Here is a 16,520-nt window from a genome sequence, read left to right as displayed (position 1 = left end):
TGCTGCACGGCGTGCCGCCGCTGCTCGTCCTCGTGACCGCCGCCCTGTTCGTCGTCATCGCCGTCACCGACTGGGTGGCCGTCGCCCAGGAGGACCGCCGCACGGAGGCCGTGGTGAAGCCCGCGGCCCTGCTCGCGCTGGCGACCGCGGCGTTGGCGGGCGGCGCGGCCGACAGCGCGGCAGGGGCGTGGCTGGTCGTCGCCCTCCTGCTCGGCACCGCCGGCGACGCGTTCCTCCTGGGCGACTCCCCGCGGCGCTTCCTCGGCGGCCTGGGGGCGTTCCTCGTCGGCCACCTGGCGTACGTCGCCTGCTTCGCCACCCTCGGGATCTCGGTGTCGTGGTGGCTGGCGGGCGGGGCCGTGGCCCTCGCCGGCGCGCTGGTGACCGGACGCGCGGTGCTCCCTGCGACCCTCCGGTCGGGCGGGATCGGCCTCGCGGCGCCGGTCGCGGCGTACATGCTCGTCATCGCCGCCATGCTGGTGGCCGGGTGGGGAACCGGCCTCGTGCTGGTCGCGGCCGGTGCCGCGGTGTTCGTCGCCAGCGACACGGTGCTGGCGCTCGACCGGTTCGCGCGGCCCCGCGACTGGGTGGCGCCGTGGCCGCACGTGGCCGTGATGGTGACCTACCACCTGGGTCAGGGACTCATCGTGCTCGGCGTCCTGCGGGCGGCGTGAGCCCTCGATCCACCCCCGGGGTGCTCCGAGGGCTTGGACACATCCGGCACCGGGGCCGCGCGTGCGGGGGCGAGGATCGCGGCTCCGTGGGCCGCTACCGGCCCGGAACGAGCTCGCGGCGCCGCCGGTGCACGCGTACGCGGCTCCATCCGGCCGCCGCGGACCCGGCTCCGGTGCCGGATGTGTCCAAGCCCTTTCTGGCGGCGCGGGACCCGTCGGCACCTCGTTCTACCGTGGGCCCATGAGCATCGTCGTCGACCTCGCGGACCTCCCCGACGTGCTGGCGTCGTTCGGCACGGGCTACCTGCTGTCGACCGACGGCACCGGCGTGAAGGCGGTGCACGTCGCGCCGGCCATGGAGGCAGGCCGTCTTCGTCTGCGGACGCCTGGCCGCGGCTCGCTCGCGAACGTCGCCGCGAACCCGCGGGTGACGCTCGTGTGGCCGCCCCGCTCGGCGCCCGGCTTCTCCCTGATCGTCGACGCCGAGGCGCAGCCCGCCCCTGGGGCGCCGTCCGACCTCGTCGCCGTGCCGGTCTCCGCGGTGCTCCACCGTCCGGTGGCCGAGTCCGACGAGACCGCGGGCCGGCCGTTCTGGGTGAGCGCGTTCCTCGACGTCGACGCAGTGCACCGGGACACCGTGCCCGCCTTCTGGGCGGCCGTGACGGGCCACCGGCTCTCGCCTCCCCGCGGCGCGGCCGACGAGTTCGCCACGCTGGTCCCGCCCACCGGTCACGACCACCTGCGTGTGCAGCGGGTCGACGATCCCGGGACCGGCGCACCGACACGGGTCCACCTCGACCTGCACGTCCCCGATCCGAGCCGCGCCGCCGACCGGGCCGTCGCCCTCGGCGCAGAGGTCGTGCACCGCAGTCCCCACGGCTACGTCGTGCTCCGCTCGCCCGGCGGCCTGCTCTTCTGCTGCGTCGGGCACGCCGCCTGTCTCCGCGCCCCAGCCACGACGTGGCCCGACGGATCCCGGTCGACGGTCGACCAGGTGTGCGTCGACGCGCCGGCACACCTGGTGGACGCCGAGCGGACCTTCTGGGCGGAGCTCACGGGGTGGACGCCGCAGGCCTCACCCGTCAGCGACACGTTCTCGTCGCTGCGCCGTCCGGAGGGCCAGCCGCTGCGGTTCCTGTTCCAGCGCGTAGAGGACGAGCGACCGACCGTCACGGCCCACCTCGACGTGGCGTGCAGCGACCGCGCCGCCGAGACCGCGCGCCACCGCGCGTTGGGAGCCGAGCCGGTCACGGAGCACGCGCGGTGGACGGTGCTCCGCGACCCCTCGGGCGCGGCGTACTGCCTCACCGACCGCGACCCCGTCACCGGCGTGCTCTGACGGGGCCCCCGATGCACGTGCACCGCCTGGGCGTCACCCTGCTGAAGGGCGGCACCCACCCCTCGGTGCCGTCGCTGCGGTTCGACGCCGACGGGCCGGTGGGCGACCGCGTGCTCTGTGCGCTCGACGTCGAGCACCGCGCGGTGCTGCGCACCGTGGCGCACCCGCGCCTGCTCGCGGTGCGGGCGCAGCTGCTCGACCGGGAGGCGGGCCTCGCCGGTGGCTGGGTGATCGGCACCCCCGGCGGCGCGGCCTCCGGCCCGGTCGAGCCGGACGGTACGGCGCTGGACGTCGACTACTGGGGACGACGCGTGACGGTGCGGCCCCTCGTCGCGTCGGAGCACGCCGCGCTGCTCTCCACGCACCTGGGCCGCGACGTGACGCTGGCGGTCGCGCCGCGGGGCGGGATCGTCTACGGCGCACCCGTCAGCCTCGTCACCCGGGCGACGGTCCGCGCCGTGGCGCATGCAGCCAGCCTGGCCGAGCCCGAGGAGACCACGGCTGCCCGGCTCCGGGCGACGCTGGTGGTCGACGACGGCGGCACGACCCCCTTCGCGGAGGAGTCCTGGGCGGGCCGCGAGCTCGAGGTCGGCGAGGCACGGATGCAGGTGCGCGCACCGATCGTCCGGTGCCGCGTGATCGACCACCACCCCGTCACCGGGGCGGGCTCCCCAGCCGGGCGCGGGCTCCTGCGCGCCGTGGCCCGTCTCCGCGCCCGTCCGGTCGCCGGTGTCGACGCGGCCATGACGCAGCCCGGCGTCGTCACCGTCGGTGACGCGGTGCGGCTGGCGTGAACGAGCACCACCACCTGCCCCCGAAAGCAGTCGTGGGGGGGGGGCCGGGGGGGGGGGGGGGGGGGGGGCGCCCCCCCCCGGGGGCGGGGCCGCGGCCCCCCCCCCCCCCCCCCCCGCGCGGCCCCCCCCCCCCCCCCCCCCCCCCCCCCCCCCCCCCCCCCCCCCCCGGCGGGGGCCGGCGAGGGCCCGGCGAGGGCCCGGCGAGGGCCCGGTGGGGGCCCGGCGAGGGCCCGGTGGGGCGAGAGAGCCCTCAGGCCTGGATGACCACCGGGACGATCATCGGCCGACGGCGCAGCTTCGTGCCGACCCAGCGGCCGACCACGCGCCGTACGGTCTGCTGGAGCTGGTGGTTGTCGGTCGTGCCGTCCGCGATCGCCGCCTCGACGGCCTTGAGGATCGGGCCGCGCACGGTGTCGAACGCCGACTCGTCCTCCGCGAAGCCGCGGGCGTGGATGTCCGGGCCGCTCAGCACCTTGCCGGTCACCGAGTCGACGACCACGATCACCGAGATGAAGCCCTCCTCGCCGAGGATCCGGCGGTCCTTGAGCGACGACTCCGACAGGCCGCCGATGCTCGAGCCGTCGACGAAGACGTAGCCGCACTCCACCTTGCCGGTGATCGACGCGACGCCGTCGACGAGGTCGACGACGACTCCGTCCTCGGCCAGCAGCACCCGGTCCGCCGGCACGCCGGTCGCCCGGGCGAGGTCGCCGTTGGCCCGCAGGTGCCGCACCTCGCCGTGCACGGGGAGCACGTTGCGGGGCTTGACGATGTTGTAGCAGTAGAGGAGCTCGCCGGCGCTGGCGTGACCGGAGACGTGCACCATCGCGTTGCCCTTGTGCACGACGTTCGCGCCGAGCTTGGAGAGCCCGTTGATGACCCGGTAGACCGCGTTCTCGTTGCCCGGGATGAGCGAGCTGGCGAGGATGACGGTGTCGTTCTCCTCGAGGTGCACGAAGTTGTGGCTGCGCTGCGCGATGCGGCTCAGCGCGGACAGCGGCTCGCCCTGCGACCCCGTCGAGATGAGCACCTGCTGGTGCGGCGGCAGGTCGGTCAGCTGCTTGGCGTCGACGATGAGCCCCGGCGGCACGTTGAGGTAGCCCAGCTCGCGCGCGATGCCCATGTTGCGCACCATCGAGCGCCCCACCCAGGCGACCTTCCGCCCGTGCTTGACCGCCATGTCGAGCACCTGCTGGACACGGTGCACGTGGGAGGCGAAGCAGGCGACGATGATGCGCTGGTCGCTCGCGTAGAAGGTGCGGTCGAGCGCCGGCGTGATGTCCTTCTCGTGGGTGGTGAACCCGGGGACCTCGGCGTTGGTGGAGTCGGTGAGGAACAGGTCCACGCCCTCCTCGCCGAGACGCGCGAACGAGACGAGGTCGGTGATGCGACCGTCCAGCGGCAGCTGGTCCATCTTGAAGTCGCCCGTGTGCAGGACGAGACCGGCGCTGGTGCGGATCGCCACCGCGAGCGCGTCGGGGATCGAGTGGTTGACGGCCACCATCTCGAGCTCGAACGGCCCGAAGGTGATGACGTCGCCGGCCTTGACGACGTGCTGCACGGGGTTGCGCAGCCGGTGCTCGCGCAGCTTGCCCTCGAGCAGGGCGAGGGTCAGCTGCGAGCCGACGAGCGGGATGTCGTTGCGCTCGCGGAGCAGGTACGGCGTCGCGCCGATGTGGTCCTCGTGGCCGTGGGTCAGCACGAGCGCCTCGATGGCGTCGAGGCGGTCACGGATGGCGGCGAAGTCGGGGAGGATCAGGTCGACGCCGGGGTGGTCGTCCTCGGGGAAGAGGACGCCGCAGTCGACGACGAGCAGACGGCCCTCGTGCTCGAAGACGGTCATGTTGCGGCCGACCTCGCCGAGACCTCCGAGCGGGATGACCCGCAGCCCGCCCTTCGGCAGCTCCGGGGGGGCGGACAGCTCGGGGTGAGTATGGGACAAGCGGACTCCTAGTGGATGAGCCCCGACTTCACGAGGCCGGCGCGCAGGGCGGCGACCTCCTCGTCGTCGAGGGGAACGAGCGGGCTGCGCACGTTCCGGTTATCGAGGACGCCGAGGAGCTGGAGTGCTGCCTTGGCGGTGGTGGCTCCGTAGTTGGGGACGCCCATCACGGCGTCGAACGCGGGGAGCAGCCGCGTGAAGATCTCGCGTGCGCCGGCGGGGTCGCCGGCGAAGAAGGTGTCGAGCACCGAGCGCAGCTCGTTGCCCGCGACGTGACCGCAGACCGAGACGAACCCGCTCGCGCCGTGGGCGAGCCAGCCGAGGTTGAGCGCGTCGTCGCCCGAGTAGACGGCGAAGCCGAGCTGGGTGATGCGCAGGCCCCGGACGAAGTCACCGACCGCGTCCTTGACGGCGACGACCGGCTCCCACGCCACCATCTCCTCGTAGGACTCGAGCGCGATCTGGGAGCCCGTGCGCCCCGGGATGTCGTAGAGCATCACCGGGAGCTCGGCCGCCTCCACCACCTGCCGGAAGTGGTGGAGGATGCCCTTCTGGCCGGGCTTGTTGTAGTACGGCGTCACGAGCAGCACGCCGTTCGCGCCGTTCTTGTTCGCCTGCCGGGCCAGCTCGGTGGAGGTGCGCGTGTCGTTGGTGCCGACACCGGCGACCAGGGTGACGTCCGGACCGACCGCGTCGCGGACCGCGGCGAGGATCTCGCCGTCCTCGCCCTGCGTCGTCGTGGGCGACTCCCCCGTCGTACCGGACACCACGAGGCCGTCGTGGCCGTTGGCGACGAGGTGACGGGCGATCTTCTGCGTGCTCTCGAGGTCGAGCGAGCCGTCCGCGTGGAACGCGGTCGCCATGGCGGTCAGGACGCGGCCGAACGGCGCGGCGGGAGCAGCAGTGGTCACGAGGGACAGGCTATCCCTGCCGCGGCACCCCGCTGCACGCGGCGCACCGCGCGCGGTGCCACCAGGTGCCCACGGGCGTTCGTCGTCGCCACAGGCCCGTCGCCGGACCCACCGTCGTGTTCACAACAGCGGAGAACACGGGCCGAAGGCGGCGGCCATGCCCCGGGGACCCTCCGTTTTCCGCCACTGAACGTCACTCACCCGATTGAAACCGTCGGGGAGCTTCAGCGGTCGGGGCCTGGGTCGATGGCGTTCAGATGTGCGGCAGGACCTCGGCGGCGATGAGTCGCAGGTGGTCGAGGTCGCCCAGGTCGAGCACCTGCAGGTAGGCGCGCTGCGACCCGGTCTCGGCGAACTCGCCGAGCCGGTCCACGACCTCGCTCGGCGTGCCGGCCAGCCCGTTGGCCCGCAGCTCGTCGACGTCGCGGCCGATGGCGGCGGCCCGGCGGGCGATCTCCGCCTCGTCCGCGCCGACGCAGACGACGAGGGCGTTGGACCACGTCATCGTGGCCGGGTCCCGGTCGATGGCGGCGCACGCCGCGCGCACCCGCGTGAACTGCGCCCGCGTCGCGTCCAGGTCGACGAACGGCAGGTTGAACTCGTCGGCGTAGCGGGCGGCGAGCTCCGGCGTACGGCGCTTGCCGAGACCCCCGACGAGCACCGGGGGCTTCGCCTGGGCGGGCTTCGGCAGGGCGGGCGAGTCCGTCAGCGTGTAGTGCTCGCCCGCGAACGAGTAGCGCTCCCCCTCGGGCGTCGCCCACAGGCCGGTGACGATCTCGAGCTGCTCGGCGTACCGGTCGAAGCGCTCGCGCGTGTCGGGGAAGGGGATGCCGTACGCCGCGTGCTCGCCCTCGAACCACCCGGCGCCCAGACCGAGCTCGACCCGGCCGCCCGACATCCGGTCGACCTGCGCCACCTGGATCGCCAGCACACCGGGGTGCCGGAACGTCGCGGACGTCATGAGCGTGCCGAGCCGGATCGTGCTGGTCTCGCGGGCGAGACCGGCCAGCGTCGTCCAGGCGTCGCTCGGACCGGGCAGGCCGTCGCCGCTCATGTGCAGGTAGTGGTCGGAACGGAAGAACGCGTCGAACCCGAGGCGCTCGGTCTCCTGGGCGACGGCGAGGAGGTCGTCGTAGGTCGCGCCCTGCTGGGGCTCGGTGAAGATGCGGAGGTCCATGATCCTCAGCCTCTCAGGTGCCTCCCACCGCTCGTCGGGCCGAGCGGATGAGGGTGGTCGAGCGGTCGAGGTGCTCCCGCACGGCGGCGCCGCCCCGCTCGGGGAGGGCGTCGAGGTAGCACCGGTGCTCCTCCGCCAGCGAGCCCGCCGGGTAGTCCGGGCGGAGGTGGGCGAGCACGAGCAGGATCTCCGACTCCAGCTGCGCGTGGGCCGCCGCGATCCGCGGGCTGTCGGCCGCCTCCACCACCGCGCGGTGGACGGCGGCGTGCGCGTGCAGCGTCGCCCGCCAGTCGTCGGCCGCCTCGGCCGTGGCGAGCGCGTCGACGGCCGCGTCCATCGGCATCCGCACGTCGTCCGACCAGGGGTTGCCGTGCCGCTCGGTGACGATGCGGACGGCCTCGGTCTCGAGCGCGGCCCGCAGCTCCTGCAGCGCCACCAGCGCGGTGTCGTCGAGCGTCGCGACCCGGGCCCCGGCGTACGGGACCGCCACGACGAGGCGCTCCGCCCGCAGCAGCGCGAGCGCCGCGCGGGCGGTGTGGCGCGAGACGTCGTGGTCCCGGGCGAGGTCCTCCTCGCGCAACGGGTCACCGGGTGCGAGGGAACCGCGCTCGAGGATCGCGTCGCGGAGGGTGGACGCCAGGCGCTCGACCGCGGTCGGGCCCGGCATGGTCTCACGCCGCCGGGGCGACATCGAGCCTCCTCCCCCGCCCCTGCGGCAGGCTGAGGACCGCCAGCCCGACGACGAGCACGACCAGTCCCACGGACGCGAGCGCGGTGAGGCGCTCGTGGAGCACGAGGAGGCCGAGCAGGGTGGCGCCGAGGGGCTCGGCGAGCGTGAGGGTCGCGACGGTCGTGGGCTCGAGGCGCCGCAGTCCCCAGCCGAACAGGAGGTAGGCGACGGTGGTCGTCACGAGGCCCAGCCACAGGACGAGGAGGAGCCCCCGTGGCGTAGCCAGCCATCCGGTCGAGGTCATCAGCAGGAGCGGGACGCTCGCGACCGCCGCCGTGCCGAACGTCGCGCCCATCGAGGCGCTCGCGCTCCAGCCGCGGTCGAGCAGGAGCTTGCCGGCGAGGGCGTAGAGGGCGTACGACGCGCCTGCCGCCACCGAGGACGCGACGCCCGCGGGGTCGACCGCACCCGCGCCGCTCGTGGCGAGGCCCGAGACCAGGACGACACCGACCAGCGCCACCGTGGTCGCGGCACACCAGCGGAGCGACGGCACGTGCCGCCGGACGACGGCGTCGAGCGCGCCCGTCGCCACGGGCGCCGAGCCCAGCGCCACGACGGTGCCGACGGCGACGCCGTTCTGCGCCGTACCGGCGAAGAAGAACGGCTGGTAGGCGACGACGCCCGCGGCACCCACCGCGACGACGAGCCAGGTCGGGAGGCGGCTCGCAGTCGTCGTCCCGGTCGGGCTGGTCGAGCTGGTCGAGCGCGCGGCGAGGAGGGCGACGAGCCCGAGGATCCCGCCGCCGACGACGATCCGGGCCGCACCGACGGACGTGGCGCTGGCGCCGGCGTCGGCGATCTCCTGCGCGGTGCCGGTCGTCGCGAAGCACGCCGCGGCGAGCAGCACCGCGAGCACGGCGGGGGTTCGACACACCGGGAGATTGTTACACAATCTCCCGGGTGGGGGTGTCCGGCGGGACGCGGGTGGTCACAGGAGTTGACAGTTTTCCCCGGTCAGCCCCGCCGAGCCCGTCAGCCCAGGGAGTCGGAGAACCGCCGGAGTCGCTCGACCAGCACCGGGCCCGTGAGGTCCGGGCGCCCGATCCCGGCATAGTTCGTCGCCCATCCCGCGACCTGCGGCGCGGCCCGGTCGACGGCCCACCGGTCCCACGCGGGTACGTCACCGAGCCGGACCCCGCTGGCCCGCTCGTACGCCTCGAGGAAGATGCGCGCCGCCTCCGTCGACCCGAGGAGCACCAGGTCCTGGCGCGCCCAGGCGACGTCGAGCTCGGCCGGGCCGCGACACGCGCCGGTCCAGTCGACGACGCCGACCGCGCGGCGGCCGTCCCACAGCAGGTTGCCGCTCCAGAAGTCGCCGTGGACCAGCACCGAGCGCGCTGAGGGCGGTGCAGCTACCGCCGAGGAGACAGGCAGGTCCGCGCCGTCCCGCGCGTGCAGGGCAGCCAGTGCCTCGGCCATCGCCGGGGCGAGCTCCTCCGGCGCGGCATCAGGAGGCGGCGCACCGCCCGCGAGCCGCGTGGTGACGAGCACCGGACCCCACGGCGTGGTGCCGTCGATGACGTAGACGGGGGCGAGGGGCGGAGCCATCTCCAGCACCGCGCGCTCGCGCGCGACCGCCTCGTCACCGGGCGGGAACCACCGCGCCACGAGGTCGCGGTCTCCCTGCCGCACGGCGAGGGTCGTCGCGTGGGTGCCACCGCGCAGGAGCACCGGAGCCGCGACAGGTCCGTCGACGAGCGCCGCCAGCGCGTCGAGACGCGCCCCGGTCCAGCGCACCACCACCGTGAACCCCTCGTGCTCGGCGCGCTCGACGACCGGCCAGGCCGCCTCGTCGATCGCCGGGTAGCGCACGTCGCCGTGCACCTCGAGCGGGATCTCGGTCAGCACCTGGGCGTCGACGAGACCGGGCACGGCCAGGGCCGCGGCGTACACCTGCGCACCGCCCGCCACGCTGACGGGAGCACCGAGCCCGTCGGCGATCGAGACCGCCGCGTCGAGGTCGCGGGCGACGTGGACCCCGTCGTGGCCCGGCGACCACCCGGGATCGCGCGTCAGCACCACCGTCGTCCGCCCGGGCAGCGGCCGACCGATCGACGCGTAGGTCGCGCGGCCCATCAGCAGCGTCGTACCGAGGGTGCGGCGCTTGAACTCCGCCTGCTCCCCCGGCACCCGCCACGGGATGTCGGGGCCGTTGCCGATGACCCCGTGGCGGGCGACGGCGGCGACGCAGCTGACGGTGAGGCCGCCGGGGGTGGTCATACGGCGATCGGTGCCTTGATCCCCGGGTGCGGGTCGTAGCCCCGCACCTCGACGTGCTCGAGGTCGAAGCCGTCGATCTCCCGGACCGCCGGGTCCAGCCACAGCGTCGGCAGCGGACGCGGCTCGCGTGTCAGCTGCAGGCGCGCCTGGTCGAGGTGGTTGAGGTAGAGGTGCGCGTCGCCGAGCGTGTGCACGAAGTCCCCCACCTCGAGGTCGAGCACGTGGGCGACCATGTGGGTCAGCAGCGCGTAGGAGGCGATGTTGAACGGCACCCCGAGGAAGACGTCCCCGGAGCGCTGGTAGAGCTGGCACGACAGCCGCGACCGCCCACCGTCGCGGCCGGGCGCGACGTAGAACTGGAACACCGTGTGGCACGGCATCAGCGCCATGTCGTCCACCTGCGCCACGTTCCACGCGCTCACCACGTGGCGCCGCGAGTCGGGGTCGGTGCGGATCTGCTCGATGATCTTCGCGATCTGGTCGATCGAGCCCCCGTCGGGCGTCGGCCAGGACCGCCACTGCGCGCCGTACACGGGTCCGAGCTCGCCGTCCTCGTCCGCCCACTCGTCCCAGATGGAGACACCCCGCTCGTGCAGCCACCGCACGTTGGTGTCGCCGCGGAGGAACCAGAGCAGCTCCGCGAAGACCGACCGCGTGTGGACCTTCTTCGTCGTCACCAGCGGGAAGCCCGCCGTCAGGTCGAAGCGCATCTGGTGGCCGAACACGCTGAGCGTGCCGGTGCCCGTGCGGTCGGACTTCTCCACGCCCTCGTCGAGGATGCGGCGGACGAGGTCGAGGTAGGCCTGCACGCCCGTGAGACTACCGCCGGGCAGCGCTCACGGGTGCAGCGACATCGGCCCGTAGACCCGCCGCTCGCCCTCGAACAGCACGACCGCGTCGACCCCCTGCTCGGCCAGCTCGCCGAACACCTCGCCCACCCACGACTCGGCGTCGGACTGGCTCGGGAACTTCTCCCCCGCGAGCTCGCCGGCGACGGTCACCTCGTTGCCGTCCTTGTCCTCCGTGCGCCACCACCACAGCTGCTCCGGGGGCGTCGGGGAGCGGAAGGCGGACGGCGCGTCGGGGAGGTTCACGCCCCCGAGACTAGGGGCGGTCCCCCGGACCCGACAATGACCCGGTGAGCGTGCGACTCCTCGGCACCGGTGCCGCCGACGGCTGGCCCCAGCCGTTCTGCCGCTGCGCCTCCTGCGGCGCGGAGCGGACGGCCGGGCGGGTACGCGGCCAGACCGCCGCGCTCCTCGACGGCACCGTCCTCCTCGACTGCGGACCGAGCACCCCCGAGGCGGCCACGCGGGCCGGGGTCGACCTCGCGGGCGTGCGCCTGCTGCTCGTCACCCACCAGCACTCCGACCACCTCAGCCCCGCGGCGCTGATGCACCGCGGGTGGGTCACGGACGCGCCGCTGACCGTCGCCGGACCGCCCGACGCGATCGCCGCCGCGCGCGCCTGGCTCCCCGACGACGCGCCCGTCACGTGGGTCCCCGTCGCACCGGGCGAGCGGCACCGCCTGCACGGCTACGACGTGCGGGTCCTCGCCGCCGCCCACACCACCGGCCTCGGCGCCCCCGGCGCGACCGAGGCCGTGCTCTGGGACGTGACGACCCCGGCGGGGACGCGCGTCCTGCACGCCACCGACACCGGTCCCCTGCCCGCGGCGACGGTCGCGGCGGTGGAGGGCGCGGCGTACGACGTCGTGCTCCTCGAGGAGACCTTCGGCGACCGCGGCGACCTCGCCGGTGAGCAGCACCTGGGCCTGGCCGCGTTCGCCGCGCAGGTCCGGCGCCTCCGCGCCGTCGGCGCCGTCACCGACACCACCGACGTCGTCGCCGTGCACCTGTCCCACCACAACCCGCCGACGCCCGAGCTCGCCCGCCGGCTCGCCGCCGTGGGGGCCCGCGTGGTCGACGACGGCACCGAGCTCGTCCCCGGCGCCGCCGTCCCCCGACCCGCCGGCCGCACGCTCGTGCTCGGCGGTGCGCGCTCCGGCAAGTCCGTCGAGGCCGAGCGGCTGGTCGCGGGCGAGCCGCGGGTGGCGTACGTCGCGACCAGCGGCCGACGCGACGGCGACGCCGAGTGGGCCGAGCGCGTGGCGCTCCACGTCGAGCGCCGCCCCGCGCACTGGCGCACCGTCGAGACCCTCGACCTCGTCGGCCTGCTCGCCGACGACGTGCCCGGCGAGGCACTGCTCGTCGACTGCCTCACCCTGTGGCTCACGGGCGTCGTCGACCGGTACGGCGCGTGGGAGCCCTCCGCGCCCGACCACGCCGCCGCCTGGGCCGCGGTCGAGGCCGAGGTGGCCGCGCTGCTCGACGCCTGGCGCGCCACCCCGCGCCGCGTCGTCGCCGTCAGCAACGAGGTCGGGCAGGGCATCGTGCCCGCCACCGCGTCGGGACGGCTCTTCCGCGACGCCATGGGCCGGCTCAACGCGGCGGTCGCCGCCGCGACGGAGGACGTGCGCTGGTGCGTCGCCGGCCGGGTGGTGACGCTGTGAACCCGCCGTCGAGCGGTGACGGCGTCCGGCTCGCCGTCGGCACCCTGTCGGTCCTCCGGGTCCCGCCGCCGCGGCACGTCGACCGCGCCGTCGCGGGCGTCGCGATGACGGTCGCGCCCGGCGTCGGCCTCGTCCTGGCGCTGCTCGTCGCCGTGCCCGTCGGCGTGCTCGCCCGTCTCGGGTCCGCGCCGCTGCTCCTCGCCGTGCTCGCCGTCGCGGGGGTGGCCGCACTCACGCGGGCACTGCACCTCGACGGCCTCGCCGACGTCGCCGACGGCCTCGGATCGGGCCGCTCGGGCGAGCCCGCGCTCGCGATCATGAAGAAGTCCGACATCGGCCCGTTCGGCGTCGCGACCCTCCTGCTCGCGCTGCTGGCGCAGGTCGCGGCCATCGGCACCCTCCTGGCGCACGACGCGGTGCTGGGCGCGGTGGCCCTCGGCGTGGCCGTCGTGGCGGGACGCGCCACGCTGCCCTGGCTCTGCACCCGGTCCTGGTCGGCCGCGCGGGGCGACGGTCTCGGGGCGACGGTGGCGGGAGCCGTGACGAGCACGCGGGCGGTGCTCGCGCTCGCGACGTCGGCCACCCTCGTCGTCGTGGCTGCGGCCGCGGCGGTGCTGCTCCTCGATCCGTTCGCGCCCGGACGCTGGCTCCTCGCGCTCGGCCTCGGCGTCGTCGCGGGCCAGGCCGCGGCGTACCTCCTCGCCCGACGGTGCCGCCGCCGCTTCGGCGGCGTCACGGGGGACGTGTACGGCGCGTGCGTCGAGTCCGCCGTCACCGTCACGCTCGTCGTGGCGGCGCTGGCGCTCGGCTGAGCGACCGGGCTACCGCGCCGACGCCTCCACGAACGGCGGACGCACGACGGTGAACGCCTCGGACCGGCCGCGCACGTCGACGACCACCTCGTCGCCCTCGCCGACCGCGCGGTCGAGCAGGGCCAGGGCGATCCCGGCGCGCAGCGTCGGCGAGAAGGTGCCGGAGGTGACGAGCCCGAGCTCCCCGCCCTCGGCGTCCAGCACCCGCATGCCGGGCCGCGGGATGCCGCGGCGCACGGCCCGCAGGCCGCGCAGCACCCGCTGGGGGCCGGCGGCGCGCTCGGCGAGCAGGGCGTCCCGGCCGGCGAACGCGGGCTTGTCCCAGCCGATCGCCCAGCCGAGCCGCGCCTGCACGGGCGTGATGGTCGGCGCGATGTCCTGGCCGTGGAGCGGGTAGCCCATCTCGGTGCGCAGCGTGTCGCGCGCCCCCAGGCCCGCCGGCAGCAGCCCGTGCGGCTCGCCGGCGGCGACGAGCGCGTCCCAGAGCGGCTCGGCGAGCGCGACGGGGGCGACGACCTCGTAGCCGCGCTCCCCCGTGTAGCCCGTGCGGCACACGACGACCGACCCGCCGTGGAAGGCCGCGTCGCGGAACGACATGTAGGGGTGGCCGGCGGGCAGGCCGGCGTCCTCGAGGACCGCGTCCGAGGCCGGGCCCTGCACGGCGAGCACGACGTGGTCGCGGTGCTCGTCGCGCACCTCGACGCCCGTCGGCGCGCCGGCCTGGAGGATGGCGACGACCGCGGCGGTGTTGGCGGCGTTGGGCACGAGGAAGACGTCGTCGTCCGCACGCAGGTAGGCGATGAGGTCGTCGACGACGCCGCCGTCCTCGGCGCAGCAGAGCGTGTACTGCGCCTGGCCCGGCGCGATCCGCCCCAGGCTGTTGGTGAGCACGGAGTCGACGTACGCCGCCGCCCCCGGCCCCCGCACGCTCGCCTTGCCGAGGTGGCTGACGTCGAAGAGGCCCACCCGCTCGCGGACCGCGGTGTGCTCGGCGGCCGTGCCCGCGGCGTACTCCACCGGCATCGCCCACCCGCCGAACGGCGCCAGCTTCGCGCCGAGCGCGACGTGCCGCTCGTGCAGCGGGGAGCGGAGGAGGTCGAGGGGCTCGGGGGTGGCGGCCATGGGGCCGAAACTACGTCACCACCGCGTCACCTAGCATCGGGCAGCGTGACGTCCTACACGCTCAGCAAGGCCAGCCCCGCCAAGACGCGTGCCGACGCCGTAGTCGTCGGTGTGGTGCGGACGGAGCAGGGACCCCGTCTCGCCGCGGGCGCGGAGGACGTGGCCGCCGCCTACGGGCGTCGCCTCCACCCGCTGCTCACCGCGCTCGGGGTCACCGGCGACGAGGGCGAGACGCGGCTGCTCCCCACCGGTGACGGCGTGACCTCGCCGCTGCTGGTGCTCGTGGGGCTGGGCGGGGAGGACGCCGAGCGCGACCCCGCCGCCGTACGTCGCGCCGCCGGCGCCGCCGCCCGTGCGGCCACCAACGCCGCCACCGTCGCCGTGGCGCTGCCCGCCGAGGACGCCGCCCTCGTGACGGCCGTCGTGGAGGGGTGGGCGCTGGGCGGCTACCGCTTCACCACCTACCGCGAGGAGACGAGGAGCGAGGACACGCGGGCGCCCGAGGTGGTCGTGCTCTCCGGTGCCGCGCGCCGCGCCGACGTGCAGCAGGCCGCGACCGACGCGGAGGTCGTCGCCCGCGCGGTGGCCGCCACCCGCGACTGGGTCAACACGCCGCCGGTCGACCTCACCCCGCCCGCCTTCGCCGACGCCGTCGTCGCCGCCCACAAGGCGGCCACCAAGGGCCGGGGGGCGCCGACGATCGAGCTGACGGTCCACGACGAGGCTTCGCTGGCCGAGCTCGGCTGCGGCGGCATCCTCGGGGTCGGCGCCGGCTCGAGCGCTCCCCCGCGTCTCGTCGAGCTGTCCTACGCGCCGGCCGACGCGGTCGCCCACCTCGCGCTCGTCGGGAAGGGCATCACCTTCGACTCGGGCGGCCTGTCCATCAAGCCCGGCGGCTCGATGACGACGATGAAGTGCGACATGGCCGGCGCGGCCGCCGTCGTGCAGGCGACGCTGGCGATCGCCGAGCTCGGGCTGCCCGTCGCGGTCTCGGCGTTCGCGCCGATGGCCGAGAACATGGTCTCCGGCAGCGCGACGCGGCCCGGCGACGTGCTGCGGATGTACGGCGGCACCACCGTCGAGGTCTCCAACACCGACGCCGAGGGCCGGCTCGTGCTGGCCGACGCCCTCGTGCGGGCCACCGAGCGCGAGCCCGACGTCATCCTCGACGTCGCCACCCTCACCGGCGCGATGGTCGTCGCCCTGGGCGACCGCATCAGCGGCGTCATGGGCTCCGAGGACGTCGTGGCGGACGTCGTCGCCGCCGCGACCGGCGCGGGCGAGGCCATGTGGCCGATGCCCCTGCCGCCCGAGATGAAGGAGCGGGTGCGCAGCAGCAAGGTCGCCGACCTCGCCCAGCACGACTGGGTGCGCTGGGGCGGCGGGCTGTTCGCCGGCGCGTTCCTGCGCGAGTTCACGGACGGACGGCCCTGGGCCCACCTCGACATCGCCGGCCCCGCGTTCCACTCCGGCGGGGCGACCGGCCACCTGACGCCCGGCGGCACCGGCGCGGCGGTGCCGACGCTCGTGGCCTACGCCCGCCACCTGGTTGCGGCGCGGGCTGGTGCTGCCTGACCCTTCGTCGTGTAACGCGGTGTCCGGGCCACTGTGGAAGTGGTCGACCAGGGTGCAGGTGGCAGTAACACCGCGTTACATGTCGTGAGGCCCGGTGGGAACGACGGGATCTCCGCCCCTCCCGCCTGCGGAGGACCGTCGCGTCGACGGGGCGGCGTCCGCCCCCACCGGCCGACACCTCGTCGTGTAACGCGGTGTCCAGGTCACTTCTGCGGTGGTCTACCCCTTCCACAGTGGCCCGGACACCGCGTTACATGGGGTGAGCCCGATCGGTTGGCGGCGCGCGCCGTACCGCTCAGCGGCCCTCGGCCTTCTTCCGCCGGTTGTACTCCCGCATCCGCTGCGGCACGCCCACCACGGCGGCGTCGTACGACGGGATCTGGTGCTTGTTGGCGAAGGCGTGCGCCCACGCCACCGAGGGGACGCGCCGCCGGGTCCACTCCCCGTCGTGCGCGACGAGCAGCAGGGTGACGTCGTTGACCGCCGTGCGCGGCTCGACGAAGCCCTCGATGCCACGACGGGTCTGGATCCACTGCAGGAGGTGCTGCGCGTCGGCGGAGTCGGAGGCCCGCACGCGGGTCGAGCCCGTGCGCAGTCCATCACGGAGCGGAGCGCTGGTCCGGGGGCCCCGGCGGAAGCGGTCGAACAGTGCCATGCGCCCCATTCTGCCGCGCCCCACCCTTTCGTGGAGGCAGGACTCCGCGAACCGCAC

Annotated in this window: 16 protein-coding genes; 6 read left to right on the top strand and 10 right to left on the bottom strand. The window is 75.2% G+C overall.

The genetic code is table 11. The features are described from left to right. Positions 1-11: 11 nt before the first annotated feature. The 3 genes from G3T38_RS02775 to G3T38_RS02765 all read left to right on the top strand — a co-directional run bounded on the left by G3T38_RS02775 (position 12) and on the right by G3T38_RS02765 (position 2,807). A complete protein-coding gene (locus G3T38_RS02775) occupies positions 12-674 on the top strand; it encodes a lysoplasmalogenase family protein (protein ID WP_163770513.1) in 663 nt (220 codons plus the stop codon). Between the two features lie 241 nt (positions 675-915). Further along, positions 916-2,013, top strand: a complete 1,098-nt coding sequence (locus G3T38_RS02770) for a VOC family protein (RefSeq protein WP_206675757.1) — start codon at positions 916-918, stop codon at positions 2,011-2,013. 11 nt (positions 2,014-2,024) lie between these two features. Continuing rightward, a complete protein-coding gene (locus G3T38_RS02765; RefSeq protein WP_163770512.1) occupies positions 2,025-2,807 on the top strand; it encodes an MOSC domain-containing protein in 783 nt (260 codons plus the stop codon). A gap of 250 nt (positions 2,808-3,057) precedes the next feature. Here G3T38_RS02765 and G3T38_RS02755 read toward each other — a convergent pair whose 3' ends face one another. The 8 genes from G3T38_RS02755 to G3T38_RS02720 all read right to left on the bottom strand — a co-directional run bounded on the left by G3T38_RS02755 (position 3,058) and on the right by G3T38_RS02720 (position 10,881). Then, positions 3,058-4,749 carry a ribonuclease J gene (locus G3T38_RS02755; protein WP_163770511.1) on the bottom strand — a complete coding sequence of 564 codons (1,692 nt, stop codon included), beginning with the start codon at positions 4,747-4,749 and terminating at the stop codon, positions 3,058-3,060. 8 nt (positions 4,750-4,757) lie between these two features. Then, on the bottom strand, positions 4,758-5,660 hold the full coding sequence (dapA, locus tag G3T38_RS02750) for a 4-hydroxy-tetrahydrodipicolinate synthase (protein ID WP_163770510.1): 903 nt from the start codon (positions 5,658-5,660) through the stop codon (positions 4,758-4,760). A 253-nt stretch (positions 5,661-5,913) separates the two neighbouring features. Next, the gene (locus G3T38_RS02745; RefSeq protein WP_163770509.1) at positions 5,914-6,837 is read right to left on the bottom strand and encodes an LLM class F420-dependent oxidoreductase; all 924 of its coding nucleotides are present in this window, start codon (positions 6,835-6,837) and stop codon (positions 5,914-5,916) included. A 13-nt stretch (positions 6,838-6,850) separates the two neighbouring features. After that, complete coding sequence (locus G3T38_RS02740) at positions 6,851-7,528, bottom strand: GntR family transcriptional regulator (protein WP_163770508.1); 678 nt, start codon at positions 7,526-7,528, stop codon at positions 6,851-6,853. Further along, complete coding sequence (locus tag G3T38_RS02735; RefSeq protein WP_163770507.1) at positions 7,509-8,441, bottom strand: EamA family transporter; 933 nt, start codon at positions 8,439-8,441, stop codon at positions 7,509-7,511. The genes G3T38_RS02740 and G3T38_RS02735 overlap by 20 nt, the downstream gene beginning before the upstream one ends. Before the next feature lie 98 nt (positions 8,442-8,539). Further along, positions 8,540-9,787, bottom strand: a complete 1,248-nt coding sequence (locus G3T38_RS02730) for a dihydrofolate reductase (RefSeq protein ID WP_163770506.1) — start codon at positions 9,785-9,787, stop codon at positions 8,540-8,542. After that, a complete protein-coding gene (locus tag G3T38_RS02725; protein WP_163770505.1) occupies positions 9,784-10,596 on the bottom strand; it encodes a thymidylate synthase in 813 nt (270 codons plus the stop codon). The genes G3T38_RS02730 and G3T38_RS02725 overlap by 4 nt, the downstream gene beginning before the upstream one ends. A gap of 27 nt (positions 10,597-10,623) precedes the next feature. Further along, positions 10,624-10,881: a hypothetical protein gene (locus G3T38_RS02720; RefSeq protein ID WP_338037419.1), complete on the bottom strand. Its 258-nt coding sequence runs from the start codon at positions 10,879-10,881 to the stop codon at positions 10,624-10,626. A 44-nt stretch (positions 10,882-10,925) separates the two neighbouring features. Between G3T38_RS02720 and G3T38_RS22460 the strand changes: the two genes are divergently transcribed. Next, on the top strand, positions 10,926-12,299 hold the full coding sequence (locus tag G3T38_RS22460; RefSeq protein ID WP_163770504.1) for a bifunctional adenosylcobinamide kinase/adenosylcobinamide-phosphate guanylyltransferase: 1,374 nt from the start codon (positions 10,926-10,928) through the stop codon (positions 12,297-12,299). Further along, a complete protein-coding gene (locus G3T38_RS02710) occupies positions 12,296-13,111 on the top strand; it encodes an adenosylcobinamide-GDP ribazoletransferase (RefSeq protein ID WP_163770503.1) in 816 nt (271 codons plus the stop codon). The genes G3T38_RS22460 and G3T38_RS02710 overlap by 4 nt, the downstream gene beginning before the upstream one ends. A 9-nt stretch (positions 13,112-13,120) precedes the next feature. On the opposite strand, the gene gcvT is transcribed toward G3T38_RS02710, so the two are convergent. Next, positions 13,121-14,233 carry a glycine cleavage system aminomethyltransferase GcvT gene (gene gcvT, locus G3T38_RS02705; RefSeq protein WP_163770502.1) on the bottom strand — a complete coding sequence of 371 codons (1,113 nt, stop codon included), beginning with the start codon at positions 14,231-14,233 and terminating at the stop codon, positions 13,121-13,123. Positions 14,234-14,278: 45 nt separating this feature from the next. Here gcvT and G3T38_RS02700 point away from each other — a divergent pair, with 45 nt between their 5' ends. After that, positions 14,279-15,808, top strand: coding sequence for a leucyl aminopeptidase (locus G3T38_RS02700; RefSeq protein ID WP_163770501.1), 1,530 nt, complete (start codon positions 14,279-14,281; stop codon positions 15,806-15,808). Positions 15,809-16,103: 295 nt separating this feature from the next. Here the strand turns inward: G3T38_RS02700 and G3T38_RS02695 are convergent, their stop codons facing one another. Then, entirely contained in the window at positions 16,104-16,463 is a 360-nt protein-coding gene (locus tag G3T38_RS02695; RefSeq protein ID WP_241728343.1) for a copper resistance CopC family protein, read from the bottom strand. Positions 16,464-16,520: the final 57 nt, after the last annotated feature.

The organism is Nocardioides zeae (genome assembly GCF_010686755.1).
Classification (GTDB): Bacteria; Actinomycetota; Actinomycetes; order Propionibacteriales; family Nocardioidaceae; genus Nocardioides; species Nocardioides zeae.
Note: the sequence above shows the minus strand (reverse complement) of the source record. Positions and strands in the feature narration are given on the sequence as shown.

Excerpts from the sequence above, each read along its gene's own strand:
- G3T38_RS02765 (WP_163770512.1), top strand. The coding sequence starts at position 2,025 with ATGCACGTGCACCGCCTGGGCGTCACCCTGCTGAAGGGCGGCACCCAC.
- G3T38_RS02695 (WP_241728343.1), bottom strand. The coding sequence starts at position 16,463 with ATGGCACTGTTCGACCGCTTCCGCCGGGGCCCCCGGACCAGCGCTCCG.
- G3T38_RS02730 (WP_163770506.1), bottom strand. The coding sequence starts at position 9,787 with ATGACCACCCCCGGCGGCCTCACCGTCAGCTGCGTCGCCGCCGTCGCC.
- gcvT (WP_163770502.1), bottom strand. The coding sequence starts at position 14,233 with ATGGCCGCCACCCCCGAGCCCCTCGACCTCCTCCGCTCCCCGCTGCAC.
- G3T38_RS02770 (WP_206675757.1), top strand. The coding sequence starts at position 916 with ATGAGCATCGTCGTCGACCTCGCGGACCTCCCCGACGTGCTGGCGTCG.
- G3T38_RS02740 (WP_163770508.1), bottom strand. The coding sequence starts at position 7,528 with ATGTCGCCCCGGCGGCGTGAGACCATGCCGGGCCCGACCGCGGTCGAG.
- G3T38_RS02745 (WP_163770509.1), bottom strand. The coding sequence starts at position 6,837 with ATGGACCTCCGCATCTTCACCGAGCCCCAGCAGGGCGCGACCTACGAC.